The 26,263-nt window shown below is 67.4% G+C and carries 14 protein-coding genes; 5 read left to right on the plus strand and 9 right to left on the minus strand.

From position 1 onward, the window contains the following. Nucleotides 1-15 precede the first annotated feature (15 nt). A complete protein-coding gene (alr, locus tag JLK41_RS03325; protein ID WP_037052661.1) occupies nucleotides 16-1,092 on the plus strand; it encodes an alanine racemase in 1,077 nt (358 codons plus the stop codon). Here the strand turns inward: alr and JLK41_RS03330 are convergent, their stop codons facing one another. After that, nucleotides 1,093-3,000, minus strand: coding sequence for a diguanylate cyclase (locus JLK41_RS03330; RefSeq protein ID WP_210390333.1), 1,908 nt, complete (start codon nucleotides 2,998-3,000; stop codon nucleotides 1,093-1,095). 227 nt (nucleotides 3,001-3,227) lie between these two features. On the opposite strand from JLK41_RS03330, the gene JLK41_RS03335 reads away from it, so the two are divergent. After that, nucleotides 3,228-5,522 (plus strand): YgiQ family radical SAM protein, encoded by a 2,295-nt coding sequence (locus tag JLK41_RS03335; protein ID WP_037052419.1) that lies wholly within the window; start codon nucleotides 3,228-3,230, stop codon nucleotides 5,520-5,522. Between the two features lie 90 nt (nucleotides 5,523-5,612). Here JLK41_RS03335 and JLK41_RS03340 read toward each other — a convergent pair whose 3' ends face one another. From JLK41_RS03340 to JLK41_RS03375, 8 genes are all read right to left on the minus strand, one after another. Then, nucleotides 5,613-7,097 (minus strand): TolC family protein, encoded by a 1,485-nt coding sequence (locus JLK41_RS03340; RefSeq protein ID WP_037052422.1) that lies wholly within the window; start codon nucleotides 7,095-7,097, stop codon nucleotides 5,613-5,615. Nucleotides 7,098-7,156: 59 nt separating this feature from the next. Further along, the gene (locus tag JLK41_RS03345; RefSeq protein WP_244976473.1) at nucleotides 7,157-13,267 is read right to left on the minus strand and encodes an Ig-like domain-containing protein; all 6,111 of its coding nucleotides are present in this window, start codon (nucleotides 13,265-13,267) and stop codon (nucleotides 7,157-7,159) included. Nucleotides 13,268-13,340: 73 nt separating this feature from the next. Further along, nucleotides 13,341-13,985: a phage tail protein gene (locus tag JLK41_RS03350; RefSeq protein WP_210390334.1), complete on the minus strand. Its 645-nt coding sequence runs from the start codon at nucleotides 13,983-13,985 to the stop codon at nucleotides 13,341-13,343. A 54-nt stretch (nucleotides 13,986-14,039) separates the two neighbouring features. Continuing rightward, nucleotides 14,040-14,357: a DUF6916 family protein gene (locus JLK41_RS03355; RefSeq protein ID WP_037052431.1), complete on the minus strand. Its 318-nt coding sequence runs from the start codon at nucleotides 14,355-14,357 to the stop codon at nucleotides 14,040-14,042. Beyond that, nucleotides 14,354-14,845: a GNAT family N-acetyltransferase gene (locus JLK41_RS03360; protein WP_210390335.1), complete on the minus strand. Its 492-nt coding sequence runs from the start codon at nucleotides 14,843-14,845 to the stop codon at nucleotides 14,354-14,356. Before JLK41_RS03360 ends, JLK41_RS03355 begins: the two co-directional genes overlap by 4 nt. A 202-nt stretch (nucleotides 14,846-15,047) precedes the next feature. Then, nucleotides 15,048-17,144 (minus strand): site-2 protease family protein, encoded by a 2,097-nt coding sequence (locus tag JLK41_RS03365; RefSeq protein WP_210390336.1) that lies wholly within the window; start codon nucleotides 17,142-17,144, stop codon nucleotides 15,048-15,050. Beyond that, a complete protein-coding gene (locus JLK41_RS03370; RefSeq protein ID WP_210390337.1) occupies nucleotides 17,145-18,464 on the minus strand; it encodes an efflux RND transporter periplasmic adaptor subunit in 1,320 nt (439 codons plus the stop codon). Then, nucleotides 18,461-19,243 carry an efflux RND transporter periplasmic adaptor subunit gene (locus JLK41_RS03375; protein WP_037052437.1) on the minus strand — a complete coding sequence of 261 codons (783 nt, stop codon included), beginning with the start codon at nucleotides 19,241-19,243 and terminating at the stop codon, nucleotides 18,461-18,463. The genes JLK41_RS03370 and JLK41_RS03375 overlap by 4 nt, the downstream gene beginning before the upstream one ends. Before the next feature lie 222 nt (nucleotides 19,244-19,465). On the opposite strand from JLK41_RS03375, the gene JLK41_RS03380 reads away from it, so the two are divergent. The 3 genes from JLK41_RS03380 (at nucleotide 19,466) to JLK41_RS03390 (ending at nucleotide 26,263) form a co-directional block, all read left to right on the plus strand. Beyond that, on the plus strand, nucleotides 19,466-22,771 hold the full coding sequence (locus tag JLK41_RS03380; protein WP_175254087.1) for a transglutaminase family protein: 3,306 nt from the start codon (nucleotides 19,466-19,468) through the stop codon (nucleotides 22,769-22,771). A 115-nt stretch (nucleotides 22,772-22,886) separates the two neighbouring features. Further along, nucleotides 22,887-25,373: a circularly permuted type 2 ATP-grasp protein gene (locus tag JLK41_RS03385; protein WP_134676014.1), complete on the plus strand. Its 2,487-nt coding sequence runs from the start codon at nucleotides 22,887-22,889 to the stop codon at nucleotides 25,371-25,373. After that, a complete protein-coding gene (locus JLK41_RS03390) occupies nucleotides 25,370-26,263 on the plus strand; it encodes a transglutaminase family protein (protein WP_210390338.1) in 894 nt (297 codons plus the stop codon). Before JLK41_RS03385 ends, JLK41_RS03390 begins: the two co-directional genes overlap by 4 nt.

Genomic DNA, 26,263 nt, shown 5'->3' on the forward strand with positions numbered 1-26,263 from the left:
TTCAGGCCCTCTGCCATGCGTCCGCTTGCTGCCATCGTCGACCTCTCCGCCATCGTCCACAACTACAGCCTTGCCAAGCGCTGCGCGCCGGGCCGCCAGGCGTTCGCGGTGGTCAAGGCCAATGCCTACGGGCATGGCGTGCGCGAGGTGGTGACGGCGCTGCGCGACATCGCCGACGGTTTCGCGGTGGCCAGCCTGGAGGAGGCTGCGGAAGTGCGCGCCATGCACGACGAGGCGCGCATCCTGTTGCTGGAGGGCTGCTTCGAGGCCGGCGAATATGCCATCGCCGCTCAGCTCGGCTTCGACCTGGTGCTGCAGAGCGCGGCGCAGGCCGAGGCTCTGCTGGGCAGTGAGCTGCCGCGCCCGCTGAACGTCTGGCTGAAGCTGGATTCCGGCATGCACCGCCTGGGCTTCGACGCTGCCGAACTGCGCCAGTGGCATGCGCGCCTGGCGGATGCCCCGCAGGTCGCCGAGCTCAATCTGCTCAGCCATTTCGCCTGTGCCGACGAGCGCGGCCACCCGCTCACCGAGCAGCAGGTCGAATGCTTCCTCGGCCTGCTGGATCTGGACTTCACGCATCGCTCGCTGGCCAACTCGGCCGCCGTGCTGACCATTCCCGCCGCGCACATGGACTGGTTGCGCCCCGGCATCATGCTTTATGGCGCGACGCCGTTCGCCGATCTCAGCGCCAGTGAGCTGGCCCTGAAGCCGGCGATGACCCTGGCTGCGCGGGTCATCGCCGTGCATGAGGTGGCGGCTGGCGAGTCTGTCGGTTATGGCGCTGCCTGGGTCGCCGAGCGCGACTCGCGTATCGCCACCGTCAGTTGCGGTTACGCCGACGGCTATCCTCGCCACGCCCCCAGCGGCACGCCGGTGCTGGTCGAGGGTCAGCTGGCGATGCTGGCGGGGCGGGTGTCGATGGACATGCTGGCGGTGGACGTCACCGACGTGCCCGAGGCAGGCATCGATTCGCCGGTGGAGCTGTGGGGCAGCAACCTGCCGGTGGACGAGGTCGCGATCGCCTGCGGCACCATCGGCTACGAGCTGCTGACCAAGGTCACGGCTCGCGTGCCGCGCCGCTACATCGGCTGATCAGGCCAGCCCGCTCGGCACCTTGAGCACATCCAGCTGCAGGCAGGCCTGTTCGCTGAGTTCGCCATCGTCGCCATGTATCCGCGAGCCTGAACGGCCCAGCTCCTTGACGCGGTAGAGCGCGGCGTCCGCAGCCTTGTACAGGCCGGTGAAGCTCTGTGCATGGCAGGGGTACAGCGCGGCGCCGATGCTGACCGTGACGCGCAGGCGCTCGGCACCATAGTGCACCGGTACGGACAGCTCGCTGACCAGGCGTGCGGCGATTTCCCGGGCCTGGTTTTCCGCATCGCTGCCACAGATCAGCGCCGCGAACTCGTCTCCCCCCAGGCGCGAGACGGCGTCGCCGGCGCGCACGTGCTCGCGCAGCCGCTTGGCGATGACCTGCAGCATCAGGTCGCCGGCGGCGTGGCCGAAGCGGTCGTTGATCGGCTTGAAGTGGTCCAGGTCGATCAGCAGCAGCGCCACGCTCTCCTGGTGGCGCTCGGCATGCGCCAGGGCCGACTCGCAGCGCTCGACCAGGTAGCGGCGGTTGGGCAGTTCGGTCAGCGGGTCGTGGAAGGCGGCGTGCTGCAGCTCGTGCTCGCGCTCGCGGAGCTGGTCGTTGGCCGCGGCCAGCTCGGCGGTGCGTGCGGTCACCGCCGCCTGCAGCTCGTCCGCGCTGGCCTGCAGTTGCGCCAGGCGCGCAGTCTTTTCGCGGTCCGCCTGCTGCAGGGCGTCGGCGCGCTCCTGCTTGAGGATCTGGATGCGATAGGCCAGGGCGAAGGAGAACAGGATCGACTCGGCCGCGACGGCCAGGGGGAACACATAGGCGTTCCACTCGGCCGGTTGCAGCACGCCGGTGGTACGCAGCAGCAGAATGGCGACGCTGCCCAGCACCAGGCCGTAGCCATAGAGGTACAGCTGCGCCGGGAAGAAGCCCTGGCGCCAGCGGATCACGGCGCTGCCCAGCGCGGCGGGAATGCTGGTCAGCGACAGCAGGGCGATGGCCCAGGCGGCCAGGTAGCGCTGCTCGAACAGGGTCAGGCCGATGGCGATCAGGTAGATCACGCAGGCCATGTTCAGCAGGTGATGGGCCCAGCGGACGTAGAGCTTGGTCTGCAGCAGCGTCTGGGTGAAACGGCTGGCGAACAGGCCCCACAGCGACGGCAGGGTGATGCGGTCGAGCCAGACCGGAACGGGGTGATTCGGCCACAGGTACTGCGCGCCATGGCCGGTCATGCTGATGATGAACAGCAGGGCGAAGGCCGTGGTCAGCACGTACCAGAAGTAGGCCTTGTCACGCAGCGAGATGAGAATGAACAGGTTGTACAGCAGCAGGGCGAAGACCACGCCGTAGATGACGCCCAGCCCGAGGTTCTCGCGGATCGCCAGTTGCTTGAGGTCGTCGCTCTGCCAGATGCGCAACGGAAAGGAGTTGCCGGCCGGGTCGAACGCACGCAGGTACAGGGTCAGCGGCTGTTCGCCCAGCGCCGGCAGGTCGAACACCATGCGCCGGTATGCGAGGTCGCGGCTCTCGCTGAAAGCCACGCGTTCTCCCGCCTGGCGCATCTGCCAGCCACCCTGGCCATCGGGCAGGTAGAGCTGCAGATCGAGCTGGGTGACCGAGCCGACTTCCAGCACCCAGTCCGTCGGCGCGCTGCTGTCGCGTTGCAGGCTGAGTTTGATCCACCAGGGATTCAGGCTCTGGCCCACGCTGGCCCGCCCGTTGGCCGCCTGAAAGCGCGATTGCTGTGTGGCTGAGGTGATGTCGCCGATGCTCAGCGTGCCGTGCGAATCCTCCAGCAGCTCGACGTCGGCGTTGAGCGCCGAGCCGCTGCTGGTCGCGCTCAGGGTGATGACGGGGGCCGCCTGGCTGGTGGAGGCCAGCCACAGCAAGAGAGCGAGCGATAAGACTAAACGCTGCAGCATAGGCATCCTGATAGGCGGTGTTCGAGTGTTTTGAGTATATGCACAGGAACGTTATTGATCGAAAACAAATATGGCCGGGCGCTATCGCAGGAAAATGCCAGGTTTTCCTCAAGTTGCAGTGGCGTGGGAGGCTGCTGTCGAGTGATTAAACCCAGTGAATTAGTCTGGTTTGGTCAAAATTTGTGCTATGATCCGCGCCCCTCGTGATAGCCCGCTGATCAAAAAATATGCAAGCCGCCAAGCCGCTGTTCGACTATCCCAAGTACTGGGCCGAGTGTTTCGGGCCAGCGCCGTTCCTGCCGATGAGCCGGGAAGAAATGGATCAGCTCGGCTGGGACAGTTGCGACATCATCATCGTTACCGGTGATGCCTACGTCGATCATCCCTCGTTCGGCATGGCCATCATCGGCCGCCTGCTGGAGGCCCAGGGCTTTCGCGTCGGCATCATCAGCCAGCCGGACTGGCGCAGCAAAGACGACTTCATGAAGCTCGGCGAGCCGAACCTGTTCTTCGGCGTCGCCGCCGGCAACATGGATTCGATGATCAACCGCTACACCGCCGACAAGAAGATTCGCTCCGACGACGCCTATACCCCTGGCGGTCTGGCCGGCAAGCGCCCGGATCGCGCCAGCCTGGTCTACAGCCAGCGCTGCAAGGAGGCCTACAGCCACGTGCCGGTGATTCTCGGCGGCATCGAGGCCTCGCTGCGCCGCATCGCCCACTACGACTACTGGCAGGACAAGGTGCGCCGTTCGATCCTGATGGACGCCACCGCCGACATCCTGCTCTACGGCAACGCCGAGCGCGCCGTGGTCGAGGTGGCCCAGCGCCTGTCGCGCGGCGAGTCGATCGAGAGCATCAGCGACGTGCGCGGCACCGCCTTCATTCGGCGCGATACCCCGCAGGGCTGGTTCGAGGTGGACTCCACGCGCATCGACCGTCCGGGCCGTGTCGACAAGATCATCAACCCCTACGTCAATACGCAGGACACCGAGGCCTGCGCCATCGAGCAGGGCAAGGGTGGCGAGGTCGAAGACCCCAACGAAGCCAAGGTGGTGCAGATTCTCGAAAGCCCGCGCATGACCCGCGACAAGACGGTGATCCGCCTGCCGTCGTTCGAGAAGGTGCGTAACGACCCGGTGCTCTACGCCCACGCCAACCGTGTGCTGCACCTGGAGACCAACCCCGGCAACGCCCGTGCGCTGGTGCAGAGGCATGGCGAGGTGGACGTGTGGTTCAACCCGCCACCCATCCCCATGAGCACCGAGGAAATGGACTACGTGTTCGGCATGCCCTACGCCCGGGTGCCGCATCCAGCGTACGGCGGCGAGCGCATCCCGGCGTACGAGATGATCCGTTTCTCGGTGAACATCATGCGTGGCTGCTTCGGCGGCTGCACCTTCTGCTCGATCACCGAGCACGAAGGCCGCATCATCCAGAACCGTTCGCACGACTCGATCATCCGCGAGATCGAAGAGATGCGCGACAAGGTGCCGGGCTTTACCGGGGTCGTTTCCGACCTGGGCGGCCCTACCGCCAACATGTACCGCATCGCCTGCAAGGACCCGGAGATCGAGCGTCACTGCCGCAAGCCGTCGTGCGTGTTCCCGGGTATCTGCGAGAACCTCAACACCGACCACTCGTCGCTGATCGAGCTGTACCGCAAGGCACGTGCGCTGCCCGGCGTGAAGAAGATCCTGATCGCCTCCGGCCTGCGCTACGACCTGGCCGTCGAGTCGCCGGAATACGTCAAGGAGCTGGTCACCCATCACGTCGGCGGTTACCTGAAGATCGCCCCGGAGCACACCGAGCGCGGCCCGCTGGACAAGATGATGAAGCCGGGCATCGGCAGCTATGACCGCTTCAAGCAGATGTTCGAGAAGTTCTCGAAGGAAGCGGGCAAGGAGCAGTACCTGATCCCGTACTTCATCGCGGCGCACCCGGGGACCACCGACGAGGACATGATGAACCTCGCCCTGTGGCTCAAGCGCAACGGTTTCCGCGCCGACCAGGTGCAGGCGTTCTATCCCTCGCCAATGGCCACGGCCACGGCCATGTATCACTCGGGCAAGAACCCGCTGCGCAAGGTCACCTACAAGAGCGACGGCGTCGAGATCGTCAAGAGCGAGCAGCAGCGTCGCCTGCACAAGGCCTTCCTGCGCTACCACGACCCGAAGGGCTGGCCACTGCTGCGCGAAGCACTGCAGCGCATGGGCCGTGCCGACCTGATCGGCCCGGCCAAGCACCAGCTGATCCCCGCTACCCAGCCTGTGGGTGACGGCAGCTACCAGAGCGCGCGGCGCAAGAACTCCACGCCCGTGGGCAGCAAGAAGGCCGGCGCCGGTGGCAAGATCCTCACCCAGCACAACGGCCTGCCACCCCGTGGCAGCGACGGTGCCAAGCCCTGGGACAAGCGCGAGCAGGCCAAGGCGGCTGCCTTCGCCAAGATGCAGGAGCAGAAGAAAGGTGGCAAAGCGAGCGGTGGTGGCAAGAAGAAGCCCAGGCCCGTCGCGCCACGCTGAATGAAAACGCCAGCCTCGAGCTGGCGTTTTTCTGTCCGCCCGCAGCCTGGCGCGGACTGCAGCGCGCCGCGACGGCGCGGGCCGAGCGCCTTACAGCTGGCCTGCCTGCCACTGCGCTTCGCGGCTGGCGAGCGCGGCTGCGATGGCCTCGACGCTGTCGGCGGCGATGGTCTCCGGCAGCGGGTCGAGACCGACGCTGGCGAACAGCTGGCCGTAGCTGTTGCGCAGCTCCGCGTAGGCCAGGTCGCGGCGCAGGTCCGCCTGCAGCGTGTTCAGTTCGCCCTGGATCAGCTCCAGTTCACCGATGCCCTGCGCCTTGTAGCGGTTGCGCAGTTGCTCGACGATCTGGCCGTCCAGCCCGGCCAGCTGCTGGCTGGTGCGGAACTGGCGCTGCGCTTCGCGGAAGTTGGCGTTGGCCACGTGCAGCTGGGCGAGAATCGCCATCGACATGGCCTGGCGGCGGGCGTCGGCGACCTCCTGGCCCGCCTTGGCGACATCGATGGCGGCCGGTGCCGAGAGGACGTTGAACAGGTTCCAGGTGACCTTCACGCCGTAGTCCGCCCAGCTCTGGTTGACCAGGAACGAGTTGCTGTCGTAGTGGCCGCCGGCCGAGAACTCCAGGCCCGGTAGCAGGCGCAGCATGGCCTTGCGTGTCTCGGCGGCGCTGATGCGCGCCTGGTAGTCCTGCTCGCGCAGTTCGGGGCGGCTGGCCAGGGCCTCCTGTTCCAGCGTGCCCAGTTCCACCTTCAGCTCCGGGACCTGGTAGCCGGTCTCGGGCGCCAGTTCGACCTGGGTGCCCAGGGGCAGGTTGATCAGCGTCGCCAGCTCGGTCTTGGCCAGTGACAGGGCGCGGCGTTGTTCCTCCAGCTGGCGAGTGGCCTCGATCAGGGCGCGCTGATAGCTCAGGGCCTGGATCGGGTCGCCGATGCGCTGTTCACTCAGGCGCTGGCTGTTGTCCCGGGCCTCGGCCACGCGTGTCATGAGGCTGTCGATCTGGCTGAGCAGGCGATCGGCGGCGACGGCGCGCCAGTAGGCGGAGCGCACGTCCTGAATGATGGTGTGCACCACCTTGCGCCGACGCTCCTGCACGATCAGGCGCTGGTCGCCCTGCTGCTTGGCGCTGACGTAGCTGACACCGAAGTCGAGCACGTTCCACACCATGGTCAGGTCGGCCACGCCGCGGTCGCGATCCTGCGAGGTGGAGGGTTCGAGCGACTGGGTGCCGGTTTCGATGCTCTGGCTGCTCGACGCGCTGACGTTGTTGCGCCCTGCATAACCCGCCGACAGCGCCATGCGCGGCAGCATGTCGAAGGTGGCGAGATCGACCTGGCGTTGGGCCATGGCCTCTTCCATCACCTTGAGGCGCGCCTCGAGGTTGTACTTCACCGCACGCGCCATGGCCTCGTGCAGGGTCAGCGGGCCGTTGAGCGGCTCCTGGTCGGCGAACATCGCCTGCAGGTCGCTCTGCGCCCGTTGCTCGCTGACGCTGCGCTCGATGGGCTGGCTGGTCACCGCGCAGCCACTGATGGCCAGCGCCAGCATGCTCACTACCCCTAGTGTTTGGCTCTTTTTCATCCTTGGGCCGCCCCCTTGTCACGGCTCCGACTCACTGCTTTCTCGTTGTTATCGGTCGATCAGATCTGTGCCTGGGCCGCTGCGATCTGTTGCAGGGCCTGGGCCAGTTCCTGGTGCTGGCGTTGCTCACCTTCGTTCAGCGCCTGCAATTGCTGGCCCAGCGTCGGGGCCGAGAGGAAGCCGCCACCCCCGGCTCCCCATTTCTTGCCATCGAAAACCTCCAGCTTTTGGCTCTCCTGCTGCACATCCTTGGTAAAGATGCCGGAGAGGCTGCTGCTGCCGAACACCCCTCCGTCGCCGCCACCGAAGCCGAGGAAGCCGATACCGCTGCCATTGCCGGCACCGCTGTCGCTGCTGGCGAAGACCTGCGCGATGAAGCTGGGAGCCAGGACGTTGGGGTTGAGGAAGATGGTGCCCACAGTGGGAACGCCACTGCCCAGCGTCGGTTGCTCGAACAATGGCGGTGGCAGCAGCGGCGACGCCGACGGGCTGCTGACAACCGGCATGCTTGGCATGGGCAACGAGCTGCTCGTGCCCAGCTGGGCTGCGGGAGGGTCGACGCGAAACTCCGGGTCGCCCTCGTTGCGCACCAGGCTATAGCTCTGGCCCTGCAGGCCGCCAGCCAGGTCGTTGCCCGCACTGTCGCGGATACCGGTGCCGCTGGCGTTGAGCGATAGGGTCAGCGTGCCGCTGCCAGCCACGTCGCTGACGGTGATCTGATAGGTCTGGCCATCGAGCTGGGTCAGACCGCTCAGGGTACCGCTGGCGTTGCCGGTAGCCACCAGGCTGAAGTCTCCAAGGTCGACGCCGCTGACCGCCTCGCTAAACACCACGGTGTAGCGCACGCTGCTGGCGTCGGTCGGTGACGGGTCGGTGGTGACGATGGCGTTGGCCCTGGGGGCGCTGGTGTCGACGATCACGTTGCTGGTGTCGCCCACGTTGTTCAGGCTCAGGTTCAGCGCATTGCCGGCGCTGTCGCGCAGGGTGCCGCCGTTGCTCAGCAGGCCGCTGACGGCTATGCCGTCGGCGTCGTTGAAACCGGCCTGCACGGTGTACTGGAACACTAGCGCGGTACTGCCAGTGCCGGCCACGTAGTTGGCGAACACCGTGGTACCGCCGATGTCCAGAGCCAGACGCGGAATGCCATCGACCGTCACCGCCTCGCTGGTGTTGACCACGAAGCTCAGGGTATCGCCGGCGTTGTACTGCACGCCTACTGGCACGGTGACGCTGCTGACCTGCGGGGCGATGCCGTCGATCACCAGGTTGTGCTGGGCGGCCAGGGAGTTGCCACTGCCGGTGCCCGGCAGGCCCAGGTTGGCGGCGCTGTTGGCGGCGTTGCGGATGATGCTGCCGTTGAGGCTCAGCGCACTGCTGGAGTGGTAGTTCAGGTCGGCGCTGACATCGCCGCTCTGCACGGTGTAGAGAAAGGTCAGGGTGTTGCTGCCGGAGCCGGAGATGAACACCGCGCTGCGGTCCACTGTGCCGGTTTCCAGAAGCAGGCTGGGCGCTCCGCCTGCGGTGTCGACGATGACCGCCTGGTCGAACGTGACGGTAAGGGTGATGCTATCGCCGACCTTGTAGGTGCCGTTGGGCGAGCTGGCGTGCACACCGAGCACGTTGGGCGTAGGGTCGGCGAGGGTATAACCGGGGCTGCTGAAGTCACTTTGCAGGGCGTTGCCGATGCCGTCGACGATGCCGCTGCCTGCCGCCGCCAGTGACAAGCCGAGCGTGCCCTGACCGCTGACACCGCCGACGGTGACGCGGTAGGTGCGGGCATCCAGCTGCACCAGGGACAGCAGGGTGCCGCTGGCACTGCCGCTGGTGGTCAGAGCGAAGTCGCCCAGATCGACGCCGCTGACCGCCTCGTTGAAACTGACGGTGAAGTTCAGGCTGCTGGCGCTGGTTGGCGAGGGATCATCCAGGGCGATATCGGATACCTGCGGCGGCGCCGCATCGACCAGCACACCGCTGGTGGCGCCCACGCTGTTCAGAGTCGTCTGCGCATCGTTGCCGGCGCCATCGCGCAAGGTCGCGCCGTTGGCGTCCAGGCCGCCGGCAACGGTGATGCCGTCGGAGTCCTGCTGGCCGTTGGCAACGGTCAGGCGGAACACCAGTGCGCTGCTGCCCGAACCGCTGAGGTAGCTGGCGTAGACGACGCCGCCGTCATCCAGCGTGATCGCCAGGCGCGGTGTACCGCCACTGGTGTCGACGGTCACGGCCTCGTCGAAGTTCACCGTGAAGTCGAGGTTGTCGCCGGCCAGGTAGGTGCCGTTGGCGGGCACGCCGACGCTGGTGACGGCCGGAGCCTTGCTGTCGATGGCGTAGTTGTTGGAGTCGGTGCTGCTGGTGCCGCTGTTGCCAGCCGCGTCGGTGTAGCCGGTGTTGTCCAGGGTGATGACGTTGCTGGTGTCGGTGACGTTGGCATTGGGGGTCAGGGTGGCGGTCCAGGTGATACCGCCGTCGCTGCTGGCGAGGTTGCTCAGCGCGCCGTTGGCCACGCTGAAGTCCGCCGTGGTCAGGCCGCTCACCGCTTCGCTGAAGGTGATGGTGACGGTGGTGCTCTGGCCGGCCCTGAGCGTGCTGTCGGCCACCACCAGGGTGGCGCTCGGGCGCTGGGTATCGATGCTGTAGCTGTTCGAGTCGGTGCTGCCGGAGCCGGTGTTGCCGGCCGCATCGGTGTAGCCGGTGTTGTCCAGGGTGATGAGGTTGCCGGCGGCGGTGACGTTGGCGCTCGGTGTCAGGGTGGCGGTCCAGGTGATCCCGCCGTCGACGCTGGCGAGGTTGCTCAGCGCGCCGTTGGCGACGCTGAAGTCCGCCGTGGTCAAACCGCTGACCGCCTCGTTGAAGGTGATGGTGACGGTGGTGCTCTGGCCGGCCCCGAGCGTGCTGTCCGCCACCACCACGGTGGCGCTGGGGCGCTGGGTGTCGATGGCGTAGTTGCCCGAGTCGGTGCTGCCACTGCCGCTGTTGCCTGCCAGGTCGTTCACTCCGGCGTTGTCCAGGGTGATGAGGTTGGAAGCATCGCTGACATTGCTGCCGGGGGTGAATGTGGCGGTCCAGGTGATCCCGCCGTCACTGCTGCTGAGGCCACTCAGCGTGCCGTTGGCGACGCTGAAGTCGGCAATGGTCAAATTGGTGACTACCTCATTGAACGTCACGGTGACGGTCGCCGTCTCGCCGATCCGCAGGGCCGTGTCGCTGAGGGTGATGCTGCTCGCCGCAGGGCGCACGCCATCGACCACCAGGGCCTTGTTCGCGCCCAGGGAACCTGCGGCGCCTGGGGTCGGCAGGGTGAGGATGGCCGACTGGCTGGTGCCGTCCTGAATGGTGCCGCCGTTGAGGCTGAGGGCCGAGGTGGAGGCGTAATCGAGGTCGGCGGAGATGTCTCCGGCCTGTACGGTGTAGCTGAAGCTCAGGGTGTCGGTGCCTGAACCGGACACGTAGTTGAGTATGCGATCGGTGGCACCGGTTTCCAGGGTCAGGGTCGGCGTGCCGGTCACGTTGACCGAGGTGTCGAACTGTACGGTCACGGTGATGACGTCGCCGATCTTGTAGGTGCCGTTGGCCGTGCTGGAGGTGATGTTGGTGACCACCGGTGCGGCAGGTGCGGTCAGGGTCAGGTCATTGCCGGTGCCGCCGGCATAGCTGGTGGTCAGTTCGGTGCCGTTGCCGCCCGCCGTGATCGTGCCGCCCTCGCTGATGCCGGTGAAGGTACCGGTAATCGCATCGCCACCGTCGTTGACGATCACCGTGTAGCGGTCGCCACTGCCAGCCGTGTAGCCATGAGTGACGGCCAGGGTCGCGCCGGAGAGATTGGCCGAGCCATTGACCAGCACCCGGTCATAGCCGCTACCCGCCGTCGTGCCGTTGATGTCCAGGGCCAGGGTGCTGCCTGCGGCCAGGCTGAGGTTGCCGTTGATGTTGAGGCTGCCTGCACCGCCATTGCCGGGGGACAGGGTGCCGCCGCTCTGCACGGTGACGTTGCCCCCCAGCGAGCCGCTGCCGGCCAGCGTGGCACCGCTTGCCACGGTGGTCGTGCTGCTGGTGTTGCCGTCCACGATCAGCGTGCCGGCGAACACGGTGCTGCTGCCCGTGCTGGTGTTGTTGGCCGTCAGGGTCAGGCTGCCGCTACCGCTCTTGTTCAGGCTGCCGATGCCGGCGACCACGCTGGAGATGGTCGCCGTATCGCCGCTGCCGTTGGTGAAGGTCTGGGTGGTGCCGCCGGCCAGGCTGAGGGTACCGCCAGTCAGGACCAGGCCGCTGGCCTGATCCATGTCGAAGGTCAGGCTCTCGTTGAGCGACACGGCATTGAGGTTGAGCGTCTGCCCGGCCAGGCTGCTGGCGAAGACGATGGTCTGGCTGCCGGTGCTGTCGGCGGCGGCGATGGCCACTGCCTCGCTGAAGCTCACGCCATTGCTGCGGTCGATGGTCGCGGTATCCGTGGCATTGGTGACGTAGATGGTGTCGCTGGTCACCGTGACATTGGCACTGGCGTTGCCGCCAGCGCCATCGTTCACCGTGACCGCCACGGTGGCGTCGCCGGCGGGCGTGTCGCTGCGGTAGGTGATGCGCTGCGCCACGTCGTTGACCAGTGCTGAGGTGGCCGTGGTGCCACTGCTGGTGAAGGTGATGGTCAGCACGCCACCGCTGTTGGTGAAGGTGGCGAAGGTCAGCCCGCCCGACTGCAGGTTGCTGCCACTGACGGTGAACAGGCCGCCGCTGGTGTCGAAGCCCAGCACGTCGCTGCCTATCGCCGTGCCGCTGCGCTGGATCACCAGGCTGGCGCCGGACCAGTCGCCATTACCGCCGTTCAGCGCATCCAGCTCGGCATCGGCCAGGCTGGCATTGTTGCCCACGTCGAGGCGGACGGTATTGCCTGCGCCGCCCCAGGCCACGCTGTCGCCGTTGAGGTTGCTGACGGCGGGAGCTGCGTTGGGGGCGACCGCATCCGCGAAACCCACATTGTCGATGCCGATATACAGAGGTTGACCATTTGGATCCGTGATACGGATTTCGTCTGCGTACTGGAATATCGATGCCGTCAGCCCATTGCCCTGGGTGAAGTCCGAGATGTAGTCGCTGTCGGTCGCGAGTGTGACGCTGCCTCTGGAGACACCGTTCTGGAAGGCTTCGAATTTGATCTGAGAGTGCGCGCCAAGGTAGTCGACGATCTTGATTCCGGTGAACGAGAACTCGCTCCCGTCCTGGCTGCGAATCACGACGATGGGCGAGCCATTCCCGGAATCGTCGACGATACCTTCGTCCTGGCTGCCGGTCCCATCCGTGAACAGATCGCTGTAGTACTTCCACGCCGCGCCGTTATTGGAGTTGCCGGAGTTGGCGGAAAAGATCTCTATCGTCACGCCAGGAATGTCGCTCGACTGGGCTTGGCCGTCGGTCACCGGAGTACCCAGGATCGTGTCGGTACCGGAAAAATTCAGCGTTCCGGAAAACAACTGGCCGGTAAACGCGTTCTGGGCGGCAAGCGAGAACGGCATGCCGGCCTCTATGGTGCCGGTCGAGGTCTCCAGCACCCAGTTCCTGGCGTTGATGCTGCTGCCGGTCGCGTCGGTGGACGCTGCAACGTCGGCCTGGGTGATGGCGGCAATCTGGCTGATGAAGGACTGGCCCTTGTCGCCTAGGGCGATATCGCAGCCATAGAGCAGGATGTCGCCATCCCCACCCAGTTTGCTGCCGATGGCCTCCAGCGTGGAGCTGTGATCTTGCAGGTTGCTGGCATCCAGGGTCAGGCTGCCCAGCGTGATCTGTCCTGACAAACCATGGCTGACGATATAGATCGCATCGATGCCGGAGCGCCCGTTCAGATAGTCGGCAATCTGCTGAAGCCCATCCTGGCTGCCATCCAGTACGACGACCTCGCTACCTTCGCTGACGCCGGCGATGAGTTGTGCAGAGTCCTGCACGTTGCCGTCGATGAAGACGATCTCCTGGCGCTGATCGCTGCTGGCGGCTGGCGCGGCAGCGGCACTGTCATCGACCTGGCTGTCGCTGGCACTGTCCGCCTGGGGCGTGGGGTCGGCCTGGACCGTATCGGCAACCGTGGCGGCAACCGCCCCGTCGAACATCATGCGCGGTTCGAGGGCCAGTAGCCAGGCAGGGCCCGCCGGGGCCTGGGGTGTCGCTGTGACGGTGGCTCTGCGTTTCATCATCTGCTCCCGGCGTTGCTTTACGTAAGTGGCGGCCCGCCTGGGCGGGCCGACCTTCAGGTGCTTGCTCGACTCAGCCTCGCGACGGGAAGACCCCTTCGGTCGCGATCACGAAGTTGGTGCCGAGGAAGGGATTGCGGATACCGAACGGCTGGCTGCCACCGACGGGCGAGATAGTGACCGTTCCCTGCGGTGTGATGCTGGCCTGCCCGCTGAGCCCGCCCAGGTTGGCTTTCGTCGAGTCGGGTGGAGTATCGGTGAACAAACCCGCGAACACCACACTGGCAGGACCGGCTTTCGCGGTCGTGGCGGAGAGGTAGGTGGTGTTGCCTGCCGTGGGTGGCACCATCGCGGCGGTCGGATTGGTGGCCACGGCGGCACTGATGGTCAGGGCGCCGTTGCTGGCCTGGCCGGTGAAATGCGCGACTGGCGCGTGCATCGGCAGCTCTGCGGTGGTCAGGGTGACATTTTCGCGGCCGGCCATCTCGCCCTGGACAATCACGTCCAGGCCTGGCCCGTGCCCCATCCCTACCGGGCTGCGCCCACGGTAGTCGGGCAGGCCGAAGGTGGTCTGGCCATTGCCGCCATACAGCGTGCCGAGCAGTGAGAAAAGGGCAGTGTTCTGTGCGATGGGCATCAGCTGGCCCTGACACAGCGCATAGCCACGCGGTGCGAAGTTGAAGCCGACCATTTTGATTTCGCCGAGGAACGGTTCCATGTTGTTGCTCCCTGCTGTGTGACGCCGGTGTGACCGACGGGTTGTCGTGATGGCTCAGGTCCGTGGCGCGGATGTCCGTGTATGGAAAACGGCCTGCAACAGGCGGGCCCCGTCGTCGTCCGGGCCGATCGGGGTGAGCATGACCCACCATGACGCCTCGCCCGGGCTGTGCAAGGTATAGCTGAATTGCGGCAGGTCGACCCCGGCGGGCTGTCGAAAGATGGCGTCGTAGCACTGATGGCGCGGGTTCATGGCCTTGCCCTGGCTCACTTCGACCAGTTGCACATCGACACCGGGATGTCCTTCCCAGCTGAGGCGCCAGGTCTGGCCCAGGGCCTGTTGCAGGTCTGCCTGGCTGGGGACATCGTTCATGCGCTCAGACTCCGTGCGGCGGTGCGGTGCATCTCCAGATAGATCGGGTGCTGGCCGGTCACGATGAAACCGAAATGTTCATACAGGCGTCGGGCAGGGTTGTCGGATTCGACGTAGAGACGAATCGCTTTTCCCAGCCTGTCGGCCTCATCGACCAGGCCGGCGAGGAGGGTGCGGCCGATGCCCCGGCCACGCCAGGCCGGCAGCAAGGACAGGTCCATCAGGTTGTGGGTGCCGGGCCCGCGAAACAGGTAGAGACGGCCGATGGGTTGCTCACCCTGAAGGATCAGCGAGAACTCGGCGCCTCGATAGTGGGCCTGGTAGTGGCGGTGCTGGGCATCGAACTGTTGCTGCAGGAAGGCCGCTTTCTCGGCCTGGCTCCAGGGCAGCGGGTCGAGCTCCTGCGCGCGGGTGCTGGCGTACAGGTCGAGCAGAAACGCCAGGTCGGTTGCCGTGATGGGGCGCAGATGCACGTCAGATGTGAACACGGTGTGGAGCTTCCTTGCGCACCTTGTTCATGAATGAAACAGGCGCAGTCGTTGGCTTGTCGGGCGCACTGCGTGTGCGCACCCTGAATGAATATAGAACGATGACACGGACTTGCCACTATTTCCTTACGGGTGGCAGGTTTTTTCTGCAAGCGCTCGCCTGCTGCAGGCGAGCCCTGCGGTGAGCGGCGCAACCGTGGCATCAGAAGCCGCTTTCGCGGACGCCCAGTGCGGCCAGGCGGCGCCAGGTGGCGCCGAGTATGGACTGCCCCGTCCCTTCGAGGACGACGACGCCACGTACGGGCAGCGAGGGTTCGTCCGCCGCCTCCAGCAGGCTGAGGCGGGCGCCGTACTGCGCCTGCAAGGGGGCCGCCCGCTGCTGGGCGTCGCGGCGTACGGCGATGGGGCCGTGGTGGTCGGAGGCCAGTGCCTCCAGCTGCAGATAGGCGACGCCGGTGTCGTCCACGTCATCGAGGCGGACCGCCAGCGCGGCGCGCGCCGGGTCGTCGGCGATGAAGCGTCCTTCGCTGCCTGGCTGCACACGCCAGAGCCCGTCTTCGGCCAGGTAGCCGCGCAGGCGGACGCCGGGCGCCACGACGCGCAGCAGCGGGTCGCCTGACTTGAGCCAGCGGCCTGGCGCCAGGTTCGGCTGCAGGTCCCGCACCACGCCGTTTTCCGGTGCGCGCAGCTGCAGACGTTCGCGTTGCGCAGCCAGGCCACGGTACTCGGCGACCGATGTCGCCAGGCGCTGTTCGAGCACGGCAGCGTCGCCCACCGTCTCGCTGCGACCGGCCTGACGGCGCAGCTGCAGCTGCAGTATCTGGATTTCCTGGCGCACGATGGCCTGGCGCGACTCGAGGTCCGGAGACTCCAGCTCCAGCAGCAGTTCACCTTGCTGCACCGCCTGGCCGTCGCGGACATGCAGCTGCTTCAGGCGCGCGGACAACGGGGGATAGAGAGCCGTGCTGCTGGCGGCCTCGAGCACGCTCGGCACGTCGACGGCGGTACGCCATGGCAGCACCAGCAGGGCCGACAGCATCAGCAGTCCGGCCGCCGTGAGCAGGGTCTTGCCCGGGGCGGCCTGATCGCGCCGCCGCCACCATTCCTGCCATTCGCGCCAGATCGGCAGGCCGATGAACCAGAGCAGCTCCACCAGCATCAGGACGATGCCCAGCAGCTTGAAGAACATGTGGTAGACGGCCAGGGCAATGCCGAGAAACAGGGCGGCGCGCCATAGCCAGGAGCCATAGCCCCAGATCAGCAGGCGTCTGCGCATCGTCGCCGTCCAGGGGTCGGGGGCGGGCTCCGCGTAGCCGAACAAGGCTTCACGCAGGCGCCAGCGACAGAGGGCGAAGGCCCGTTGCTGGAGGTTGTCGACGCCCCACAGGTCGCTGAGCAGGAAGTAGCCGTCGAAGCGCATGAAGGGATTGAGGTTGATCAGCAAGGTGGTGATCCAGGTGGCGCTGGCCAGCATGAAGGTGGCGGTGCGCAGGGGGCCGTCCGGCAGCAGGGACCAGGCCAGCAGGGCGAGGCAGGCCAGCAGCAGTTCGGCGAGCACGCCTCCGGCTCCGATCAGCAGGCGGGAGCGGCGATCGTTGACGCGCCAGGCATCGCTGACATCGGTATAGAACATGGGCAGCAGCACCATGAACGCCAGCCCCATGCTCTGTACCCGACAGCCCGCGCGCTTGGCCATGTAGGCGTGACCGAACTCATGGCACAGCTTGGCGAAGGCCAGGGCACAGCCGAAGGCGATGGCGCCACCCAGGCTGAACAGGTGCGGGAAGCTGGAGATGAAGCGGTCCCAGTCGCGTGCGACGAGAAACAGGCCGAGCAGCAGCAGGATGGGCAGGCCACGGCGCAGCAGCGCGGGGCCATGGCGTTCCAGCACCGGCCAGGTGCGGTCGAGAAAGGCGTTGGGGCGCCACAGCGGGATGCGAAAGAACAGGTACTGGTGCAGCAGGCCTTTCCACAGGCCCTGGCGCTGTTGCGCCGCCTTGCTCGCGTAGCTGCTGCGCTGTTGCGCATCCGCTGCCGTGATCAGGTCGTGGGTGCTGAGGAAGCGCAGCATGCTTTCCAGGTCGGCGCCCGCCAGCGCCTGGCCGGGCTCATTGTTCGCCGCCTGCAGCACCTGCGCGGGATCGCCCAGCTGCCAGTGCCGCAGCAGGCGCATGGCCTCGGCACCGATCTTGAAGTAGCGCCCGCGCAGCGGGTCGGCCAGCGTCCATTGCGGGGCGCCGTCCAGCGCGGGGGCCGAGCTGGAAAGCTGCAGGTCGGCACGCAGGCTTGGCAGGCGCATTCACAGCCCCAGTGTCTGGCGCAGCGCTGCCAGCGGGCGGCGCAGCAGGAACAGCGCCAGCGGCACGCGTTCGCCGTAGAGCTTGGCGGTGCCACGCAGGCCGATGCGCGGTGGCGCTGCGACGAAACCGGCGTCCAGGCGGTAGGCCAGCTGGCCGTTGCTCAGTGGCTGCGCCTCGTATGCCAGGCGTTGCAGCCGGGCGTCGTGGCGATGCAGCGGGTCGCTGTCGAGGAACAGGCCGACCTCCGCGCCGGGCTGGAAGTTCAGCGCGTCGGCCACGGCGAGGTCGATGCGCAGCTCGGCGCGCCTGGGGTCTGCGATCTCCATCAGGCGCTCGCCCGTCTGTACCGGCTTGCCGACCCAGCGCTGGGCATCGGCGAACACGGCAATGCCGTCGCGCTCGGCTCTGACCTCGGTGCGTGCCAGCAGCTCGCGGGCATAGTCGCGCTCGGCACGTTTCTGCGCCGCGCGCGCGGCGAGCAGGTCGATGCGCGCGCTGGACTCGGCATCGCTGAAGGCGCGCTGGCTGTTGGCCTTGAGCTCGGCTTCGGCCACCTGCAGGCTGCGCTCGGCGACATCGGCCTGGGCGCGGATGGAGGTGGCGTCGAAGCGCACCAGCACCTCACCCTTGCTGACCGCCTGGTTGGGCTTGACCTGGAACGTCGCGATCACGCCGTCCAAGGGCGCGGCGATGACCTGGCCGTCGAGTGGCACCACTTCGGCGGGAGCCAGAACCGACTGGCGAATCGGCAGCAGCAGCAGGAGCAAGGCCACCGTCGCCACGGCGATGATGCGGCGGCGTGGCCAGCGCAGGTGCCACGGCTTGTGCGGTTGCAGGGCGAGCCAGGCATGGGCGTAGCAGTCACCCAGTTGCAGCAGCAGTGCCTGTTCGGCCTCGCTCCACGGCTGTTCACGGGCGATCCACAAGCCGCCGAAAAGCGCCTGCTTGCGGTCGAGCAGGGGCAGCCAGAACACCGAGCCTGCGGAGAGCGCCTGCCAGTCGCCACGCGTCTGCTCGCTGAGCGAGTCGGCGGTCACCACCTGGGCCTGGCTGGAGCGGCCCTGGGCAAGCAGCTGGCGCGTGGCCTCTTCGACGAAGGCGACGAAGGGAGAATGCGCTTCGACGACGCTGATCGCGGTGAGTGCGCGCACCCGGCCCGCGATCAGCAAGGCCGCATGACGAAAGCCGAACAGTGCCTGTGCGTCGTTGACCAGCGCATAGGCCAGGCTGTCGATGTCCGCCGCGGCCCGGGCCTGGTGCTGCAGGGCCAGGAAGCGGGCGAATACCTGCTCGGCTGGCCCAGGCGCCTGGGCGGTCATGGCGCCTCCGTGAAGCGCGCGCTGCCGCTCATGCCGGAGAGCAGCCCGTCCGCCTTCTCGGGCAGGCTGCCGATCAGCAGCAGGGTCTGACTGCCCTCGTCGATGCGTGCACCCAGGCGTTTCACCCTGGCCTCGAGCGGCTCGCCGGTTTCATCCGGGGTGAAGGCGAAGCGTTGCCCGGGCTGGACCCTGCTCAGCCAGCTGGACGGTATCAGCAGATAGATTTCCAGGGTGCCGTTGTCGACCACATCCAGCAGCGGCGCACCGTTTGCGACGCTTTCGTGGGGCTGGGCGCGGCGCTGCACCACGCGCCCGGCGAATGGGGCACTGACGCTGCAGCGCTTGACCTGCACCTGATACACCTGGGCCTCGGCTTGTGCCTGCGCCTGGCGCGCCTCGGCCAGCGCCACCTCGAAGCGCCCCACCGAATTCAGCGCCGCCAGTTGCTTCTTGTGGCTCAGTTCCTCACGGGTGGCACGTGCGGCGGCCTGCGCGGCGTTGAGCTGGGCCTGGTAGGCGCTGCAATCGAAACGCACCAGTACATCGCCCTTGGCGAAGGCCTCGCCGTCGGCGAACGGCATCTCGACGATGCGCCCCGGCAATTCGCTGGAGAGCACGGCCTGGTCGCGTGCCCGCAGTACGCCGCGTACCTGGCGTTCGGCGCCCGTGGGTTCGGCACGCTCGAGGGCTTCGAGCAACGGGTCCTGCGCCTGCAACAGCGGGCTGAGGGTCAGAACCAGCAGGCCAACGGGGAACAGGCGACTGGAGCGGAGGGGCATGGCATACGTCCTTGCATGAAGTCGTCGCAGTCTAAGGCAGAAGTGCAGTGAAGCAAATTGAGCACCGCGTGAGTCGAACTGGTGCGTGCGCAGGGGGCAGGTGCGTGCCAGGCTCCGTTGTGGTGCGCGCATTCGGCGGCAGACGCGGTGGGCAGCGACGCACGGTCTGTGGCATAAGTCTTGCGCTGCACAGCTCATCGTCCAGGCTAGCAGGAGGCCGCCGTGTCGATTCATGTCGCGCTGCATCACGTCACCCACTACCGCTACGACCGTGCGGTGAACCTTGGTCCGCAGGTGGTGCGTCTGCGCCCGGCGCCGCACAGCCGTACGCGCATCCTCTCCTATGCGCTGAAGGTCGAGCCGGGCGAGCACTTCGTCAACTGGCAGCAGGACCCGCAGGGCAACTACCTGGCGCGCCTGGTCTTCCCCGAGAAGACCCGTGAATTCAAGGTCGAGGTGGACCTGGTCGCCGAGATGGCGGTGTTCAACCCCTTCGACTTCTTTCTCGAGCCCTACGCCGAGCGCATTCCCTTCGCCTACACCGAGGGCGAGCAGCGCGAGCTGGCGCCCTATCTGGTCAAGCTGCCGGCCACGCCGCTGTTCGCCAGGTACCTGGCCGGGATCGAGCGCAGCCCGACACCCAGCGTCGATTTCCTGGTCGAGCTGAACCAGCGGCTGTCCGCCGACATCCGCTACCTGATCCGCATGGAACCGGGCGTGCAGACGCCGGAAGAGTCGTTGCAGCTGGCCGCCGGCTCGTGCCGTGACTCGGCCTGGCTGCTGGTGCAGTTGCTGCGCCACCTCGGCCTGGCGGCGCGCTTCGTGTCCGGTTACCTGATCCAGCTCACGGCCGACGTCAAATCCCTCGATGGTCCTTCCGGCACCGACCAGGACTTCACCGACCTGCACGCCTGGTGCGAGGTCTACCTGCCCGGCGCCGGCTGGATCGGTCTCGATCCCACCAGTGGCCTGTTCGCGGGCGAGGGGCACATTCCGCTGGCCTGCAGCCCGGAACCGTCGTCGGCGGCGCCGATCAGCGGCGGGCTGGACGAGTGCGAGGTGGAGTTCGAGCACCTGATGAGCGTCGAACGGGTGTGGGAGGCGCCACGCGTCACCAAGCCCTACAGCGAGGCGCAGTGGCAGGCGATCCAGGCGCTGGGGCGGCAGATCGACGATGACCTGCAGGCGCATGACGTGCGCCTGACCATGGGCGGCGAGCCGACCTTCGTCGCGCTCGACTACCCGGACGACGACGAGTGGAACACCGCTGCGCTGGGCCCGAACAAGCGGCGTCTGGCTGCCGACCTGTTCTACCGCCTGCGTGACCACTATGCGGCCAATGCACTGGTGCATTTCGGCCAGGGCAAGTGGTACCCCGGCGAGCAGCTGCCGCGCTGGTCGCTGAACTGCTTCTGGCGCCGCGATGGCCAGCCCCTGTGGCACGACCCCAGGCTGCTGGCTGACGAGAAGCGCGGCTATGGCGCCACGGCCGAGACCGCCGAGCGCTTCCTGGCCAGCCTGGCCGCCCACCTGCAGGTGGAGGCCGACAACGTCTTTCCGGCCTTCGAGGACTGGTTCTACTACCTGTGGCGCGAGCGCAAGCTGCCGGACAACGTCACGCCGGACGATCCGCGCCTGAGCGATCCGCTGGAGCGCGAGCGCCTGCGCAAGGTGTTCGACCAGGGGCTCGACGCGGTGGTCGGCCATGTCCTGCCACTGGCGCGCCAGGTGGTCGGCGAGGGCTGGCAGAGCGGGCGCTGGTTCCTGCGCGACGAGCACTGCCGCCTGCTGCCGGGCGACTCGCCGCTGGGCTACCGCCTGCCGCTGGACTCGCTGCCCTGGGTCAGCCAGGCCGATTACCCCTACATCAACCCGGTCGACCCGAGCCAGGCGCAGCCGCCGCTGCCCGCCGCGGCGCAGATCCAGCGCCAGTTGCGCGGGGTCTGGCGTGGCGCCAGTGTCGCTGCTGGCAGTGGCCCGCAGAGTGCGCGCCCGGCCAGCGGTCAGTCGGCCGCCGGCATCGTGCGCACGGCACTGTGCGCCGAGCCGCGTGAGGGGCGGCTGTATCTGTTCATGCCGCCGCTGAGCCATCTCGAGGACTACCTGGAGTTGGTCGCGGCCATCGAGGCGGTGGCGGCCGAGCTCGATTGCCCGGTGCTGCTGGAAGGCTACGAGCCGCCGCTTGATCCGCGCCTGCAGTACTTCCGCGTGACCCCCGATCCGGGGGTGATCGAGGTAAACATCCATCCGGCGGCCAGCTGGGACGAGCTGGTGGAGCGCTGCGAGTTTCTCTACGAGGCGGCGCGGCAGTCGCGGCTGTCCAGCGAGAAGTTCATGATCGATGGCCGTCACACCGGCACCGGCGGCGGCAACCACTTCGTCCTCGGCGGGGCGACGCCGGGCGACTCGCCGTTCCTGCGGCGTCCCGACCTGCTGCGCAGCCTGATCAGCTACTGGCACAACCACCCGTCGCTGTCCTACCTGTTCAGCGGCCTGTTCATCGGCCCGACCTCGCAGGCGCCACGGGTGGACGAGGCGCGCAACGATGCCCTGTACGAACTGGAGATCGCCTTCGCGCAGATGCCCGAGCCGGGGCGCGATGCTCCGCCGTGGCTGGTCGACCGGTTGTTGCGCAACCTGCTGGTGGACGTGACCGGCAACACCCACCGCGCCGAATTCTGCATCGACAAGCTGTACTCGCCGGACTCCGCCAGCGGGCGACTCGGCCTGCTCGAACTGCGTGCCTTCGAGATGCCGCCACATGCGCAGATGAGCCTGGCCCAGCAGTTGCTGCTGCGCGCGCTGATCGCACGCTTCTGGCAGGAGCCCTATCGCCCGGCCAAGCTGGTGCGCTGGGGGACCGAGCTGCATGACCGCTTCCTGCTGCCGCATTTCGTCGAGCAGGATTTCGCCGACGTGCTGCAGGAGCTGGGCAGCTTCGGCTATCGACTGCGCAGCGAATGGTTCGCCCCGCACCTGGAGTTCCGCTTTCCCAAGGCCGGCGATTTCGCCGTCAAGGGCATCGACCTGGAGCTGCGTCAGGCGCTGGAGCCCTGGCATGTGCTGGGCGAGGAGGGCGCCATCGGCGGTACGGTGCGTTACGTCGACTCGTCACTGGAACGCATGCAGGTGAAGCTCGCCGGCATGGCGCCGGACCGTTACCTGCTGACCTGCAACGGCGTGCCGGTGCCGCTGCGGCCCACCGGCAAGGTCGGTGAGTTCGTCGGCGGCGTGCGTTTCCGGGCCTGGCAGCCGGCCAGTTGCCTGCAACCGACCATCGGCGTGCATGCCCCGCTGGTGTTCGACCTGATCGACACCTGGATGCAGCGCTCGCTGGGCGGTTGCCAGTACCATGTGGCGCATCCGGGCGGGCGCAACTACGACAGCCTGCCGGTCAACGCCTACGAGGCGGAAAGCCGGCGTCTGGCGCGCTTCTTCCGCCTCGGCCACAGCCCGGGCAAGCGTCCCGTGCTGCAACCGATGGACAATAATGAACTACCGATGACCCTGGATCTGCGTCGCGTCTGACGCCCATCCCGTCTGTGGCAGGGGCCTTGGCCGCGAACCGTCGCTGCTGAAGCGCCTCTGTCACGGATGCAGCCGTCAATTTGCGTCACGCTGCCTTGTCACTGCCGAGCCTGCCATGCCCGACCTGCTAGCCGATTATCCGCCTCCTGCCGGGGGTTACCACGAACTGCTCGACGCCAAGGGCAAGGTGCGCCCGCACTGGCGCCGCCTGTTCGAGCAACTCGAGCGCAGCCGCCCGGAGCAACTGGCCCAGCGCGAGGCCATGCTGGCCCGGCAGATTCAGGAGAACGGCGTCACCTACAACGTCTACGCCGATCCCGACGGGGCCGACCGGCCCTGGGAGCTGGACCTGCTGCCGAACCTGATCCCGGCCGACGAGTGGCAGCAGATCGCCGCCGGCGTGGCCCAGCGCGCGACCCTGCTCAATCGCGTCGTGGCCGATCTCTACGGGCCGCAGAAGCTGATTGCCGAAGGCCTGCTGCCGACGGAGCTGGTGTTCGGTCACAACAACTTTCTCTGGCCCTGTCAGGGCGTGCAGGCGCCGGGGGGCACCTGGCTGCACCTGTACGCGGTGGACCTGGCCCGTGCGCCGGACGGCCGCTGGTGGGTGACCGCCGATCGCACCCAGGCGCCCTCCGGTGCCGGCTACGCGCTGGAGAACCGGCAGATCGTCTCGCGGGCCTTTCCCGAGTTGTACCGTGACCTGCGCGTGCAGTACCTGGCCGGTTTCTTCCGGACCCTGCAGGACACCCTGGCCCGCCAGGCGCCGAGCGGCGGCGAGACCCCGCTGGTGGTGCTGCTGACGCCGGGGCGTTTCAACGAAAGCTATTTCGAGCACCTGTACCTGGCGCGCCAGCTGGGCTATCCGCTGGTCGAAGGCAGCGACCTGACCGTGCGGGATGCCACGCTCTATCTCAAGACCCTGGCAGGCCTGCGCCGCGTGCACGCGGTGCTGCGCCGCCTCGACGACGATTACTGCGACCCGCTGGAACTGCGCACCGATTCCGCCCTCGGCGTGCCGGGCCTGCTCGAAGCGGTGCGCCGTGGCCGCGTGCTGGTGGCCAATGCCCTCGGCAGCGGCGTGCTGGAGTCACCTGGCCTGCCCGGCTTCCTGCCGGCGATCAGCGAGCATCTGCTGGGCGAGGAGTTGCTGCTGCCATCCATCGCCAGCTGGTGGTGCGGCGAGCCGCCGGTGCTGGAGGAGGCGCTGGAAAAGCTCGATGAACTGCTGGTGCGTCCGGCGTTCCCCTCGCAGAGCTTCACCCCGGTGTTCGGCCGCGACCTGAACGAGGCGCAGCGCGCCAAGCTGGCGGCGCGACTCAAGCTGCGCCCCTACGCCTACGTGGCGCAGGCGCGGGCCAAGCTGTCGCAGGCGCCGGTATGGGATGGCACTGGCCTGCAGCCGCGCGCCATTGGCATGCGTGTGTACGCCGTGGCCAGCGCCGACGGTTACCGGGTGATGCCCGGCGGCCTGACGCGTGTGGCTGCTGAGGCCGACGCCGAGGTGGTGTCGATGCAGCGCGGCGGGGCCAGCAAGGACACCTGGGTGCTCGGTACGCGGCAGAGCGGTGGCGAGCCGTGGCAGACGCAGCGCACCCTGGGCACCGCCGACCTGGTGCGCAGTGACCCCTTCCTGCCCTCGCGGGTGGTGGAGAACCTGTACTGGTTCGGCCGTTATGCCGAGCGCTGCGAGGACAGCGCCCGCCTGCTGCGCATCATGCTGGCGCGCTATGTCGACGACGACGACGACCCGCAGGCCCTGCAGAGCGCGCTGGCGCTGGCCGAGGAACTGGGCCTGCTGGCAGCGGCCGAGGAGGGCGCGCTGGAGCCGCGCCTGTTGCAGGCCCTGCTTGGCAGCGACTGGCCGGCCAGCCTGCGCGCCAACCTGCAGCGCCTGCAATGGGCGGCGGGCAGCGTGCGCGGCAAGCTGTCCCAGGCCAACTGGCAGGCGCTGGTGGAATTGCAGGGGGAGGCTCAGTTGCTCGAGGCCCAGCCTGCCGATTTCGGCGAGTTGCTGGACTTTCTCAATCGCCTGCTGATGTCCCTGGCGGCGTTGTCCGGCTTCGCCCTGGATGACATGACCCGTGACGACGGCTGGCGCTTTCTCATGCTCGGCCGCTACATCGAACGCCTGCAGTTTCTCTGCGACAGCTTCGCCGGTTTCCTGCGCAGCGGCGCGGCTACCGACCAGTCGGCGCTGGAGTGGCTGCTGGAACTGGGCAACAGCAGCATCACCTATCGCACCCGCTACCTGGCGTCGGCGCAGCTGATCCCGGTGCTCGACCTGCTCCTGCTCGACGAGCAGAATCCGCATGCGGTGCTGTTCCAGCTGCGCACCCTGCTGGCCTCGCTGGCGCGCCTGGACGAGCGCTTCGAGCTGCCGGCCGAGCGCTATCTGACCTACCTGGAGCAGCAGCTGAGCGCCTTCAGCCTGGCCAGCCTGGAGAATCCGCTGTTCGGCCCCGGCAGTACCCGCGCGGTGCTCGAGGGCCTGGCCGACCTGCTGGTGGCCATCAGCGAAGCGGCCGGGACGGTATCGGATCACCTCGGGCTGCGCTTCTTCGCCCACGTCGATGTCAGCCAGCGGACGCAATCCTCATGAGCAGTGCGCTGTATCAGGTGCTACACGACACCCACTACCGTTACTCGGCGCCGGTTTCCCTGGCCCAACAGCTGGCCCACCTGTGGCCGCGCCAGTGCCCCTGGCAGCGCAGCCATGAGCAGGCGCTGCGCGTCGATCCGCAACCCTGCCAGCGCCGCGATGGCCTGGACGTGTTCGGCAATCCGCTGACCCGCCTGGTGTTCGAGCGCCCGCACGAGGCGCTCAGCGTCAGTGCGCGCCTGCGTATCGAAGTGCTGGCGCGGCCGCCCCTCGATCTCGACGATTCACCGCCCTGGGAGGCCGCCTGCGCGGCGCTCAGCTATGCCGGTACGCGGCTGGCGCCGGACCTGCTGGAGGCCGCGCGCTATCGCTTCGAGTCGCCCTACGTGCGGCTCAAGCAGGTATTCGCCGACTATGCCGATGACTGCTTCACGCCGGGCAGGCCGCTGCTGCAAGCGGGCCAGGCGCTGATGCAGAAGATCTTCGAGGAGTTCAGTTTCGACGCGGGCGCGACCCAGGTGGCGACGCCGCTGCTGCAGGTGCTCGAGGAAAAACGCGGGGTCTGCCAGGACTTCGCCCACCTGATGCTCGCCTGCCTGCGCTCGCGGGGGCTGGCAGCGCGTTACGTCAGTGGCTACCTGCTGACCCAGCCGCCGCCCGGTCAGCCACGTCTGATCGGGGCCGACGCCTCGCATGCCTGGGTGTCGTTGTACTGCCCGCGTCAGGGCTGGGTGGATTTCGATCCGACCAACAACGTGCGTCCGGCGCTGGAGCACATCACCCTGGCCTGGGGCCGGGACTTCTCCGATGTGTCGCCGTTGCGCGGGGTCATCCTGGGGGGCGGCAACCACGACCCTGAAGTGCAGGTGACGGTGCTGCCGCTGGGCTGA

The organism is Ectopseudomonas khazarica, assembly GCF_017915135.1.
Taxonomy (GTDB): Bacteria; Pseudomonadota; Gammaproteobacteria; order Pseudomonadales; family Pseudomonadaceae; genus Aquipseudomonas; species Aquipseudomonas khazarica.